General features: G+C 67.6%; 11 protein-coding genes. 4 read left to right on the forward strand and 7 right to left on the reverse strand.

What is annotated here, in order from left to right:
• Positions 1–36 precede the first annotated feature (36 nt).
• The 5 genes from LZD57_RS08265 to LZD57_RS08285 all read right to left on the reverse strand — a co-directional run bounded on the left by LZD57_RS08265 (position 37) and on the right by LZD57_RS08285 (position 4,683).
• The gene (locus tag LZD57_RS08265; protein WP_233719138.1) at positions 37–468 is read right to left on the reverse strand and encodes a type II toxin-antitoxin system VapC family toxin; all 432 of its coding nucleotides are present in this window, start codon (positions 466–468) and stop codon (positions 37–39) included.
• Positions 468–713, reverse strand: a complete 246-nt coding sequence (locus tag LZD57_RS08270; protein WP_233719139.1) for a type II toxin-antitoxin system VapB family antitoxin — start codon at positions 711–713, stop codon at positions 468–470. The genes LZD57_RS08265 and LZD57_RS08270 overlap by 1 nt, the downstream gene beginning before the upstream one ends.
• Positions 714–807: 94 nt before the next feature.
• On the reverse strand, positions 808–2,718 hold the full coding sequence (locus tag LZD57_RS08275; RefSeq protein WP_233719140.1) for a propionyl-CoA synthetase: 1,911 nt from the start codon (positions 2,716–2,718) through the stop codon (positions 808–810).
• An 85-nt stretch (positions 2,719–2,803) separates the two neighbouring features.
• Complete coding sequence (locus LZD57_RS08280; RefSeq protein WP_233719141.1) at positions 2,804–3,196, reverse strand: response regulator transcription factor; 393 nt, start codon at positions 3,194–3,196, stop codon at positions 2,804–2,806.
• Positions 3,196–4,683, reverse strand: coding sequence for an ATPase domain-containing protein (locus LZD57_RS08285; RefSeq protein ID WP_233719142.1), 1,488 nt, complete (start codon positions 4,681–4,683; stop codon positions 3,196–3,198). The genes LZD57_RS08280 and LZD57_RS08285 overlap by 1 nt, the downstream gene beginning before the upstream one ends.
• 234 nt (positions 4,684–4,917) lie before the next feature.
• On the opposite strand from LZD57_RS08285, the gene LZD57_RS08290 reads away from it, so the two are divergent.
• Complete coding sequence (locus LZD57_RS08290; RefSeq protein WP_233719143.1) at positions 4,918–6,435, forward strand: GAF domain-containing protein; 1,518 nt, start codon at positions 4,918–4,920, stop codon at positions 6,433–6,435.
• Positions 6,436–6,486: 51 nt separating this feature from the next.
• Here the strand turns inward: LZD57_RS08290 and LZD57_RS08295 are convergent, their stop codons facing one another.
• Together LZD57_RS08295 and mutY are read right to left on the reverse strand one after the other, a co-directional pair.
• Positions 6,487–7,113 carry an HAD family hydrolase gene (locus tag LZD57_RS08295; protein WP_233719144.1) on the reverse strand — a complete coding sequence of 209 codons (627 nt, stop codon included), beginning with the start codon at positions 7,111–7,113 and terminating at the stop codon, positions 6,487–6,489.
• Complete coding sequence (gene mutY / locus LZD57_RS08300) at positions 7,100–8,230, reverse strand: A/G-specific adenine glycosylase (protein WP_233719145.1); 1,131 nt, start codon at positions 8,228–8,230, stop codon at positions 7,100–7,102. Before mutY ends, LZD57_RS08295 begins: the two co-directional genes overlap by 14 nt.
• 204 nt (positions 8,231–8,434) lie before the next feature.
• Between mutY and LZD57_RS08305 the strand changes: the two genes are divergently transcribed.
• From LZD57_RS08305 to ppdK, 3 genes are all read left to right on the forward strand, one after another.
• Positions 8,435–8,971: a DUF721 domain-containing protein gene (locus tag LZD57_RS08305; RefSeq protein WP_233719146.1), complete on the forward strand. Its 537-nt coding sequence runs from the start codon at positions 8,435–8,437 to the stop codon at positions 8,969–8,971.
• A 131-nt stretch (positions 8,972–9,102) separates the two neighbouring features.
• Positions 9,103–9,888 carry a DsbA family protein gene (locus tag LZD57_RS08310; protein ID WP_233719147.1) on the forward strand — a complete coding sequence of 262 codons (786 nt, stop codon included), beginning with the start codon at positions 9,103–9,105 and terminating at the stop codon, positions 9,886–9,888.
• Between the two features lie 389 nt (positions 9,889–10,277).
• Positions 10,278–12,938, forward strand: a complete 2,661-nt coding sequence (gene ppdK, locus LZD57_RS08315) for a pyruvate, phosphate dikinase (protein ID WP_233719148.1) — start codon at positions 10,278–10,280, stop codon at positions 12,936–12,938.
• Positions 12,939–12,973: the final 35 nt, after the last annotated feature.

Below are 12,973 nucleotides of genomic sequence, written 5' to 3' on the forward strand. Positions count from 1 at the left end.
GTCCCTCAATCTCTCGAAGGTCGATGGCGGCGGTCGTCACGCCAGATCGGTCTTGGCGAAGTCGTTGCCGATGTAAAGCAGCGGAACGTCGAGCGCCTTGGCCGATGCGTAGACCAGGCAGTCACCAAAATTGAGATCGGCAGCATGCCCCACGGCTTTGCCGTAGATTGCGGCAGCCTCGACCGCTGCGGTGACGATTGCAGCATCCACCGCCTTTTCGCGGATGTCGTTGGCTTTCAGGAAAGCCAGAACGACGCGCAGTGCCCGATGGATTTCTGCCTGTTCGGGTCTGGGCTGGTAGTATCGTCCAACGGGACTCTTGGCGCGGGCGAGCGCAAGCGTTGCTTCGAAGATCGTGATCGAGCAGACGTAGAGAGTCGAGGTTGCTGCGCTCAGTCTCCGCCGGACCTCGTCCGCCCCGGCCTCCCGCGCCAAAAGTGCGACGATGGCCGAGGCATCGACAAGCATCAGCGCCCGGCCCACATCGCGTCGCTGAACGACTTCAAATCGAATTGCGGATCGGTCTCGCCCAGAGCGTCGGCCATTGCCATGACCTCGGCGTTCCGCTCCTCGAAAGAGCGCTGGCGCTGGAGGCGTTCGAGTTCATGCCTGAGCGCCAGCTTGATGGCCTCCGTCGCGCTTTCGGCATTCGTCGCCCGGCGGACTTCTTCGGCAAGTGCCTCGACGGCCGGATCGTTGATGGTGGGAGACATGACCGGCTCTCTGGCTTCCTCGAATGACGGAGCGGCAACGTCACCGCTCGCGCCATTCTAGCAAAAGCGACGGAGCCTCTCCACAGGCTTGCGGCTATCGCGCCCCGTTCGCAACGATCGCCCTGATTTCGTCGATCGCCGCCGGGTCCTCGATGGTCGCGGGGGTCTCGAAGGGCTTGTCGTCGACGATCGCCTTGATGGTCCGCCTGAGGATCTTGCCGGAGCGCGTCTTCGGCAGCCGGTCGACGACGAGCACCCGGCGGAAGGCGGCGACGGGGCCGATCTGATCGCGGACGATGGTGATCAGCTCCCTTTCGATCGCCGATCGCTCCATCTCTGCGCCCTTCTTCAGGACGACGAAGCCGCAGGGGATCTCGCCCTTCAATTCGTCGTGCATGCCGATGACGGCGCATTCGGCGACGGCCGGGTGACTGCCGACGGCCTCCTCCATCTCGCCGGTCGACAGACGGTGGCCGGCGACGTTGATGACGTCGTCGGTGCGCCCCATCACGTAGAGATAGCCCTCGTCGTCGAGGAAGCCTGCGTCGGACGTCGAGTAATAGCCGGGAAATTCCGTCAGATAGCTCTGGCGAAAGCGCTCGTCGGCGTTCCACAGGGTCGGCAGGGCGCCCGGCGGAAGCGGCAGCTTCAGGGCGATGGCGCCCATCTCGTTCTTCGCGACGGGGCGTCCGAATGGGTCCAGCACCTCGACGTCGAAGCCGGGCATCGGCACCGTCGGGCTGCCGCGCTTGACCGGCAGAAGCCCGAGGCCGAGCGGGTTGGCGACCATCGGCCAGCCGGACTCGGTCTGCCACCAATGGTCGATCACCGGGCGATCGAGGGCGTTCTCGGCCCACAGGATGGTCTCAGGATCGGCGCGCTCGCCGGCGAGGAACAGTGCCTTGAACTCCGACAGGTCGTGGCGCTTCGGCATCTCGCCGCCGGGGTCCTCCTTGCGGATCGCCCGGATCGCCGTCGGTGCGGTGAACAGGATCCTGGCGCCGTGCTCGGCGACGATGCGCCAATAGGTGCCGGCGTCCGGCGTGCCGATCGGCTTGCCCTCGAACAGGATCGACGTCGCGCCGCGGATCAACGGGGCGTAGACGATGTAGCAGTGGCCGACCACCCAGCCGACGTCGGAAGCGCAGAAGAAGGTGTCGCCCGCGTCCGTGTCGAAGATGTTCTTCAGCGACCAGGCGAGCGAGACGGCATGGCCGCCATTGTCGCGCACGACGCCCTTCGGCTTGCCGGTGGAGCCGGAGGTGTAGATGACGTAGAGCGGATCGGTCGCCTTGACCGGGACGCAGGGGCTCTCCGCGCCCCCTTCGAGCCGTGCGACCGCGGCGGCGCGGGCCTCGTCCCAGTCGTGATCGCGGCCCTCGATCAGCGTGGCCGTCAGTTGCGGCCGCTGCTTGACGACGACGGCCTCCGGCTTGTGGGCGGACAGCTCGATCGCCCGGTCGAGCAGCGGCTTGTATTCGACGGTGCGGGCGGGCTCGATGCCGCAGCTTGCCGAGAGAACGAGCTTCGGCGCCGCATCGTCGATGCGCGCCGCCAGCTCCTTGGCGGCGAAGCCGCCGAAGACGACGGAATGGATCGCGCCGATCCGCGCGCAGGCGAGCATCGCGACGACCGCCTCGGGAATCATCGGCATGTAGACGATGACGCGGTCGCCTTTGGCGACGCCGAGATCGGTCAGCGTCAGGGCGAGGGCCTGCACCTCGCGCAAGAGCTCGGCATAGCCGATGCGGCGTTTCGTTCCGGTGACGGGCGAATCGTAGATGATCGCGGCGCGCTCGCCGTTGCCGCTCGCGACATGCCGGTCGACGGCGTTGTGGCAGGTGTTGAGCTCGCCGTCGGGAAACCAGCGGCCGTAGACCCCCGCCTCGGCATCGAAGGCCGTCTGAGGCGGCCGCGTCCAGTCGATTTCCCTGCTCGCTTCCAGCCAGAACCCGAACGGGTCTTCGCGCCACGCCTCGTGGACTTCCCGATAGCGGCTCGTCATCTCGTCCTCCCCGATCCGACATCTCCCTGGTGGCCTTTATAGCCGGTTTGCGGGAAATGTCGTCAGGGGCGGATGCGCCGGGCCGTCAGAGGGACGGCTTGGCCGGGGGCGCGTCCGGGGCCGCGAGCCCCAGCATCGTGCGGATCGACTCGGCGAGAAGATCCTCGTTGTAGGGCTTGGCCATGTAGAGCTCGAAGAGGCCTTCGCCGTCGCGGGGCAGCTGGTTGCGCGGGATGGCGGTCGTGACGATCGCCGGCACCGTGTGGCCTTCCTCCCGCAGCGCCGAGAGCATGGCGATCCCGTCCATCTCGGGCATCATGAAATCCGTCACGATGGCGTCGAGTTGCTCGCAGCGGGCGAGTTCCAGTCCCTTTCGGCCGTTGGCCGCCGAGAGCACCTCGTAACCGTGATCTTCGAGTGCGATCGAAGCGAGCATCAACAGCATCGCCTCGTCCTCGACGACGAGAATGCGCGCCATCATCCGGTCCCTTCGGTGCGGGCCGGCCTTGCGGGCACGGCATCCGTGGTCGGATGGACCTCGTCGTTCTCGATCGGCTCCAGCACGAGACCGTTCCTCGTGATGCGGTAGGCACAGCCCCGATGGTCGAAATCGCCGTCTCTGAGCTTGAGGAGCGTCGCCCGCCGCCGGACGACCGGTCCGTCGAGCAGATAATGCAGGAGCAGCGTATTGTCGACGAGGCCCGAGAACTGGCCGGAGCCCAGCACCTCAGGGAAGAACAGTTGCGGTACCTCGTAGGTGTAGACGACCGTCGCGCCGAGGGCGAGCAGACGGTCGTTGAGAGCCCGCAGGAAGAAGCGAAGTCGGGTCTCGTCGGCCATGGGTCGGCAGGCTGCAACGAGCCCGTCGAAGACCACTCGCTTGGCTCCCGTCGTCTCGACTTCGCGGATCGCCGTCCGGCCGATTTCGTCGATCAGGGTCTCAGCCGGCGGGAACCAGACCATCTTCGCCGCTCCGCTCTCGACCTGCGCTTCGAGGTCGAGCCCGATGCCGGCTGCCTTCCGCAAAAGCCGGGCGGGCTTCTCGTAAAAGCCGAAGAACAGGCTGGGCGCTTCCGGCGTCGCAGAGGCGGCGAAATGCAGCCCGACCGTGGTCTTGCCGCTTCCGGCCGGCCCCATCACCGCGGTGGCGGAATGCTCGGGAATGCCGCCGCCCGTCATCCGGTCGAGCCCCGGAATGCCGCTGCCGAGGCGCCGCGTCGAGGCTTCGTTCAGGTCCCGCGGGCGCGGCAGACTTTCCATCCGCGGATAGACTTCGAGGCCGGCATCGGAGATCCGATATTCGTGGCGCCCCCGCAGGATTGGACCGCCCCGCTGCTTGTGAACCAGGAGATGGCGGCTCGGATGGTGGGAGGCTGCGTCGTCGACGAGTTCGACCCAGCCGTCCACCACGGCATATTCGGGCGAAGAGGGGCGACGATCGGAGTTGGTCACCAGCACGATCGTCATGCCGTGCTGAGCGGCCAGCGCGGCCAGTTCGTTGAGAAAGCGCCGAAGCTCGGTCTCGCCGCCGCCCGCCCCGGAGAGCTCGCCGATGGCGAAGATGCCTTCGAACACGAGCACGCTCGGCCGACGCTTCCTGATCTCCTGTACGATCAGGTGCAGCAGAGCATCGAGACCCTCCTGCCGCAGGGTGGCATAGGCGCTGGCGTAGTAGATGTAGTCCGGCACCTTCGAGATGTCGAAGAAGTCGAGCGACTGCAGAAAGGCGAACATCTGCGAGAAGCTCTCGGACAGGAGCGTCATGTAGAGCGACTTCTGGCCGTTCGCCGCCCGGGCGAAGCAGATCTGATTGGCCAGGATCGTCTTGCCGGTGCCGGGGGCGCCCTGGATGATGTAGGAGCCGCCGGTGACGAGACCGCCACCGAGAATTTGATCGAGCTCCGGCAATCCGCTTTCGAAGCGGGTGAGGCCGGATTCGCTGGTGTCGGACGTCTCTGAAATCATCGGCTGCGGTCGATTGCCCTGTCTCGCCGGTCCGTGCCGGCGTTGCCCTCGGCTCGATCGAGCCTAAGTCCCGCCGACCTTGGCCACCGAGAATGCTGCCTTGTCATAGGGAAGGCGGCATTGGTCCGCAAGGCATACTCTTTTTGCGGCAGGTTTCACGCCGCCCGTTCGCTCTTGTCGAAACCGAAGGCGTGTCGCTCGGCAGCGATCGCCGGAAACGGAGAAATTGCGTCGATGCAGGACATGTCACCGCTCGCCGAGAGCCGACGCGACGACGGCGAGCGGATCGGCGAAGGCGGCAGGCTGGACCGCCTGATGCGCTCCGGCCTCCTCGACACGCAGGCGGAAGACGTCTTCGATCGGGGGGTGAGGCTGGCGACGAAGCTTCTCGGGACCCGCGTCGCTTTGCTCTCGCTCGTCGATCGCGACCGGCAATTCTTCAAGGCCCAGCACGGCCTGCCCGAGCCTCATTCGCAGAGGCGGGAAACGCCGCTCACCCATTCCTTCTGCAAGCACGTCGTCGAGACCGGCGACGTCCTGATGATCGACGATGCGAGACATCACCCTCTGGTTTCCGAAAACCCGGCCATCCGCGATTTCGACGTCATCGCCTATCTGGGCGTGCCGATCGTCACCGCGGACGGCTACGTCCTCGGCTCCTTCTGCGCCACCGATCCGCAACCGCGGACATGGACGGGCGACGACGTCGAGACGCTGCAGACGATCGCCAAGGGCGTGGAAAGCGAGATCCGGTTGAGGATCGAGGTCGACGAACGCCGTGCCCTCCAGGAGAAGGCCGACACGGATCGTGCCCGCCTGGCGCTCGTTCTCGAAACCACCGCCGACGGCATCGTCACGATCGATCGTCGGCTTGCGGTCATCTATGCCAATCGCGGGGCGAGAAGCCTCCTCGCCACGCGCGGAGAGTTGGACGGCAGGCCCCTCTGGGACGTGTTTCCGAAAGCTGCGGACGGCCAATTGGAAGCGATGGTCGACAGAGCCCTGTCGACGGGCGAGGCAGCGGAGGAGACGGCGTTCTGCGCCGGCCTCGGCCGATGGCTGGAGGCTCGGGCCGTGCCCGTCGGCGAGGAGGTGACGCTGTTCTTCCGCGACGTGTCCGCCCGCCAGCGGGCGCTGGAATCGCGCCAGATGCTGGTGCGCGAGTTGCACCACCGCATCAAGAACCTCTTCGCCATCGTCCGCGGCATGATCTCGATGGCGGCCCGTGGCGCTTCCGATCCGAGTGAGATGGCCGAGGCGCTGCAGGGGCGCCTGATCGCACTCGCCCGCGCCCACGACCTCATCCGCCCGGCGCTTTCGGTGAACGAGGAGAGCGACTATCAGGAGATATTCCTGGGCGAGCTCGTCAGGATTCTCGTCGAGCCCTATCGCAGGCAAGGCGCCGGCAGTCTGACGATCACCGGCCCGGATCTCAATCTCGGGGTGAATTCGACGACGCATGTGGCGCTTTTCATTCACGAACTCACCACCAACGCCAACAAGTACGGGTCCCTCTCGCGGGGCGGCGGCGCGCTTTCGATCGAATGGGCGATCGAAGGCGACGTCGTCGATTTCCGATGGAGCGAGACGGGCGGGCCGGAAATGTGCGGCGCACCGGTCGGGCACGGTTTCGGTTGCAAGCTCGTCAAACTCTGCATCGAGACCCAGCTGGAGGGTGATCTCTCCATCCGATGGCCGGTGAGCGGCATGAAACTCGATGCACGGATCCCGCTCCGCGTTCTTGCGCGGTGACATGCGGGCCTGAAGGTGGGGGACGACCCGGCTGGCCGGGCCGCAGCCTGCTCAGGCCGGCAGAGCCGGCAGGCCGCGCGCGGCGAGATCCCGGGCGAGCGTCTCCGCCGATACGAAATGAACGGCCTGCCAGCCGGCGGCACGCGCGCCTTCGACGTTCTTTTCCGAATCGTCGATGAACAGGCTCTTCGCCGGGTCGAGGCCGAAGCTCTCGACATGCGCGTCGTAGATCGCCCGGTCCGGCTTGATCTGCCCGATCACCCCCGACACCGTCACGCCGCGGGGTCGCTCGAGGAAGGGAAATATCTCCATCGCCTCGTCGAAGGTATCGGCGGCGAAGTTCGTCAGCATCGTCACGTCGACATCCGCCTCGATGAGCCCGAGCATGATCGCGACGCTGCCGTCATAGGCGTGCGGCACCATCTTGTGCCAGCGCTTGCGGAACGCGCGGATCTGTTCGGCCCGGTCCGGATGCCGGGCGATCGCCTCGGCCTCCGCCTCCGGCCAGGGTCGGCCGCGGTCCTGTTCGAGGTTCCATTCGTGGGAACAGACCTCGCTGAGGAAGAAGTGCCGCTCCTCGTCGTCCGGAATGAGGTCCCGATACGCCAGATGCGGGTCGTAATGGATGAGCACGCGGCCGATGTCGAAGACGACGTGCCGGGGTCTATCCTGTGCCATGAAGCCTCTTTCCTCTTGGTTGCGGCCCGGCGGATGGCCGCTTCGCCTCGCCCGATCCGATGTCGGCCGCCTTCAGCACCTTGCGCATGACGGTGGGCAGGGCTTCGGCGGCGATTTCCTCCGGCTTCGACCACCAGCCGTCGACGGCGGGATCGTTTTTCACGGTGGCGCACCAGACTTCGAGCGTCAGCCGAAAATGGGTGAAGCCGTGCTCGATCTCGCCGACCCGTCGCCAGTCGGCCGCAAAGGGCGCAGCGCCTTCGCCGAGGGCGCCGTCGGCGCGGGCGGACCAGCCGGTGGTCGGCGGTTCGCTCATGCCGCCGAGCATGCCGGAGCCGGGGCGCCTCCTCAGAAACACCGCGCCGTCGGGGCGCATCGCGACGAAGGCTGCGCCGCGCCGTTCCGGCACCGCGGCCTTCTTCGCCTTCACCGGGTAGCGCTCGGCCTCGGCGGTCTTCGTCGCCGTGCAGAAGGGGCGGACGGGGCAGATGGCGCAGGCGGGCCGCGTCGGCGTGCAGATCGTCGCGCCGAGATCCATCATCGCCTGGGCGAAGTCGCCGGGGCGCCGGTTCGGCGTCAGCGCCGCGACTTTCGCCTTGATCAGCGGTTTGGCGCCGGGCAACGGGGCTTCGATCGCCTCCAGCCGCGTCACCACCCGCTCGACGTTTCCGTCGACGACGGCCGCCGGCTCGTCGAAGGCGATGGCCGCGATGGCGGCGGAGGTGTAATCGCCGATGCCGGGCAGGGCCTTCAGGGCCGCCGCGGTCTCGGGAAAGCGGCCCCCGTGCTCGGTCTCGACGGCCTTGGCGCAGGCGTGGAGGTTACGGGCGCGGGCGTAGTAGCCGAGGCCGGCCCACTCGGCGAGGACGGCGCCCTCGGGCGCCGCCGCGAGATCGGAAACGCCGGGCCACCGAGCCAGGAACTTCGCATAATAAGCCTTCACGGCCGCGACGGTCGTCTGCTGCAGCATGATCTCGGACAGCCAGATGCGGTAGGGATCGGGCCTGGCGCCGGCGGCGCGCTGGCGCGGCGAGATCCGCCACGGCAGTTCCCGGTGATGGACGTCGTACCAGGCGAGGAGCGCGGCCGAAAACGCCGTCGGATCGATTGTCGACATGCGGAAGAAGCAAACTCGGCAGGCGGGATCTGAACGCCGGATGGTCCACGAGGGTTCGGCAGGATCTGGTCGCACGGCCCGGCGACGTTGGCAACTGCCAAGAGCGGACCCGGGCGGAACGCTCGATCCGCCGCCTTGCCGCCTTGCGGCCGACGCGCCGCGCGCGCTATGCCTTCGCAGAACTTCGGAGGAAGCGCCGACGGCATGACGGATGGCGACGAATATGAGGAGCGCCGGGCCGCTGCGCCGCGGTCGCGGCGAGGGGCGCGGCCTCTCGCCGAGTTGTCGGGCGAGCTGATGGACCCGATCCTCCGGCGCAAGGCCGGAATGGGGACGGGCCTCGTCGCCGCCTGGTCCGGCATCGTCGGGGCGCGGCTCGCCGAGACCACGCGGCCCGAGAAGCTGCAGTGGCCGAAGGATCGCTCCGACGGCGATCCCTTCGAGCCGGCGACGCTGGTCGTCGCGGCCGAGCCCAAGGCGGCGCTCCGCCTGCAGCACCAGACGAGCGAAATCCTGTCCCGCGTCAACGGCTTCTTCGGCTTTCACGCGGTTGCGAAGATCCGCCTGGTGCAGAAGCCGGTGGCCCAGCCGAAGCGCGATCTTCGTCCGCGGCGCCGTGCCCTCGGCGTCGACGAGAAGGCGAAGATCGCCGACATGGTCGCCCGGATCGAGGATCCGAAGCTGAAGGCGGCACTCGCGGCTTATGCCGAGGCGACGCTCGCGCGGCTGCCGGCAAAGTGACCCGACCGCTGCCCAGGCGAACACAAGGCCGTCACCGACGGCCGTCATGCCACATCCCAGCCTTTAAATTCGCCACGATGTTTCTTAAACCGCAACGCGTCGCCGGCAACGGCAAAGGAGTAGATTCGCCCATGCAAGTTCAGTTCGCGAAACCTCGCGCCGCCCGCCGCCCGATGCGGCGTTCCGCCCTCGCGGCCTCGTTCGCCCTGGCCGGCCTCGTCGCGATCGGCGCTTCGCCCCTCGCAATTTCTTCCGCCGCCGCGGCCGACGACGGCAAGGCGGAGCGTCCGATGCTTCTCGCCCAGGCATCGTCGAGCGATTCGACGGAAGCCGCCAAGAGCGACGTCAAGGTGCCGGAAGCCGAAGGCAAGGTCGACGTCGAGAAGCTGATGGCCGAGCAGGCGCTGCCCGACATCGTCATCGGCGAGGCCGACGCACCGGTCACGATCGTCGAATACGCCTCGATGACCTGTTCGCACTGCCGGGAGTTCCACGAGAGTTCCTATCCGCAGATCAAGAAGGACTACATCGACACCGGCAAGGCGAAGCTGATCATCCGCGAGTTCCCCTTCGATCCGCGGGCGCTGGCCGCCTTCATGCTGGCGCGCTGCGCCGGCGACGACGCCAAGCGCACCGCGATGGTCGACGTCCTGTTCGATCAGCAGCCGCAATGGGCGTTTTCGAACCAGGCCTCGGCAGAACTCCTGAAGATCTCGCGGCTCGCCGGAATGACCGAGGATCAGTTCAAGGCCTGTCTGAACGACAAGGAGCTTCAGAAGAAGGTCGTCGCCGTGCAGCAGGCCGGCGAGAAGGACTTCGGCGTCAACGCCACGCCGACCTTCTTCGTCAACGGCGACAAATATGCCGGCGCGCTCGGCGCGGCGCAGATGGGCGCGGTCATCGACTCCCACATGTGACACGGCGGGCCGCCGCGCCGCGGCGTAAGGGATTGTCGGAACGAAGGGCCGGGGCGGCGCGCTCCGGCCTTTTCCATGTCCGCGTTGCGGCCATCGCCCGGCCGTGGCGAGGCCGGGCGGAGACGAACGTTTTTGCATTGCAGCAATTGGCGGCGGCGGGATTATGCACTAGTGTCGCGGTTCCGAAGTTCGTCACGGGCGGGAGCGCCGCTTCGCGAATCTCGGCGTCGGAAATCACTCGTCACCATCTGAACTGATGTGGGTTTCGGTTTGAAGTTCGGTTCGGTGCCCTCCGCCGACGTGGAAGCGAACTTCGATGCCGCCACACCGGACCGTCGCGGAGCTGCAGGCCAGCCGGAACGACGCTCGTTGAAACGGACCAGCAGGGGATGCCCAAGCGGATCTACACCTTCAGGCAGGGCGAGGCCGAGCGAACCGCCGACGCCGTGGCGGCGCTCGGGCTGAAGGGTGCGAATCTGGCGCTTCTCGCCTCGCTGGAGGCGCCCGTCCCGCCCGGCTTCACCATCGCGACCCATGCCTGGCGGGAGACCAAGGGCGCCGGCGGCGACCTGCCGCAGGCGTTGAGGGCCGATCTCAGATCGGCTGTCGAATGGCTGGAAAGCGTCACCGGGCGGAGGTTCGGGGGCGACCAGCGGCCGCTGCTTCTGGCCGTGCGGACCAGCGCCGGCACTCAGTTGCCGGGCCTTGCCGAGAGCGTCCTCGACGTCGGCCTGACCGACCGGACGGTGGACGTCATCGCCGCCGAGCTTTCCGACAGCGACTTCGCCTATCGCAGCTACCGGCGCTTCATCGAAAGCTATGCGGCGCTGGTCTTCGACGCGGATCTCGCCGAGTTCGAGGATCTCGCTGACCGCGAGAAGGACCGCGTCGGCTGGGGGATCGAGCCGCGCAACGTCTCCGAATGGCGGATGCTGATCGCCCGCTATCACGACTTCCTGGAGCGTGAACTCGGCGCCGTCGTGCCGCAGACGCCGCTCCAGCAGATGGTCGAGGTCGTCCAGGCGAGTTTCGCCAGCTGGCGCAGCCTTTCCGCGGCGAACCACCGGATGCTCCACGCCATCCCGGAAAATGCCGGCCTGGCGATCACCGTCCACGCGATGATCTTCAACGAGCGCAACCAGAAATCCGGCCGCGGCCGGGCGGTGTCGCGCGATCTTTCGACCGGCGCGAAGCGCCTCACCGGGGAGTTCTCCATCGGCGGGCGGATCGAGGCCTTCGACGAACCGCCCGAGCCGATCGATCTCGCCACCTTCGTCGAGCGGGGCGCGCCGTCCTTCGCTCCCGTCCTTGCCGAACTCGCCGGGCACGTCCGCCGGATCGAGGCGCATGCCGGCGACGCGGTCGAGGTCGACTTCATGGTCGGCGACGGCGCGCTCTTCCTGATGCAGTACCGGCCGGCGCGGCGGAGCGCCGGCGAAGCCGTCCGCGTCGCCGTCGAACTGGTCAGCGACGGGATCATCGAACCGCAGGAGGCCATCCTCAGGATCGATCCGGCGTCGCTCGATCTCCTGCTCCATCCGACGATCGACAGGGGCGGAGGCCTGACGGTGCTCGCCAGGGGAATGGGCGCCTCGCCCGGCGCCGCCAGCGGCGAGATCGCCTTCACCTCCGAGCGGGCCCAGGCGATGGCCGCCGACGAGCGGCCGGTCATCCTGGTGCGCAACGAGACCCATCCCGAGGACATCCACGGGATGCACGTGGCCGAAGGGGTGCTGACGATCCGCGGCGGCACCACCAGCCACGCCGCCGTCGTCGCGCGCGGCATCGGCAAGCCCTGCGTCACCGGGGCCGGTTCGCTGCGCATCAACGCCGCGCGCGGCGTTCTCCATGCCGGCGACAGGGTGCTGAAGGAAGGCGACCGGATCACCATCGACGGCTCTTCGGGCGAGGTCATCGCGGGCGAGGTGCGGCTCATCCGGCCGAGCCTTTCCGGCGACTTCGCGACGCTGATGGGGTTTGCCGACGGGGCGCGCCGGATGCGCGTGCGCACCAATGCCGAGACGCCCCACGAAGCGCGCGCCGCCCGCAGCTTCGGCGCCGAGGGCATCGGCCTTTGCCGAACCGAGCACATGTTCTTCGAGGGGGACCGGATCCAGTCGATGCGGGAGATGATTCTCGCCTCCGACGAGACCGGCCGGCGCCGGGCGCTCGCCAAGCTCCTGCCGATCCAGCGCTCGGACTTCATCGAACTGTTCGAGATCATGGCCGGCCTGCCGGTGACAATCCGGCTGCTCGATCCGCCGCTGCACGAATTCCTGCCGAACAGCGACACCGAGATCGTCGAGACGGCCCAGAAACTCGCCGTCGACGAGGCCGTCGTGCGCCAGCGCATCGCCGCGCTCGAGGAGTTCAATCCGATGCTCGGCCACCGAGGCTGCCGGCTCGCGATCTCCTATCCGGAAATCGCCGAGATGCAGGCCCGGGCGATCTTCGAGGCGGCGATCGAGGCCGGCGAGCGAGCCGGCGCCGCGGTCGTTCCGGAGATCATGATCCCGCTGGTCAGCCTGCGCCGCGAACTCGATTTCCTCAAGGCCCGGATCGACGCCGTCGCCGCCAAGGTCATGGAAGAGCGCGGCCGGCGCATCGACTATCTCGTCGGCACGATGATCGAATTGCCGCGGGCGATCATCCGGGCCGATTCGATCGCCGAGGCGGCGGACTTCTTCTCCTTCGGCACCAACGATCTGACCCAGACCGTCTACGGCATCTCCCGCGACGACGCGGCGAATTTCCTCTCGACCTACGTGCGACAGGGCATTCTCGACCGCGATCCGTTCCAGACGATCGACGTCGAGGGCGTCGGCGAGATGATCGCGCTCGCCTGCGAGAAGGCCCGCCGCACCCGGCCCGACATTTCGGTCGGCGTCTGCGGCGAGCAGGGGGGCGACCCCGCCTCGATCGCCTTCTTCGAGGAAACCGGGCTCGACTACGTCTCCTGCTCGCCCTTTCGCGTTCCGATCGCCCGGCTCGCCGCGGCGCAGTCGGCGATCCGGCTGAGCCGGGCCGGCCGGGGGCGGGGGCGGCGCTGAGAGGCCCGGCGAGACGGCTGGACATCGATCGCCCG

Source organism: Jiella avicenniae (genome assembly GCF_021390325.1).
Classification (GTDB): domain Bacteria; phylum Pseudomonadota; class Alphaproteobacteria; order Rhizobiales; family Rhizobiaceae; genus Jiella; species Jiella avicenniae.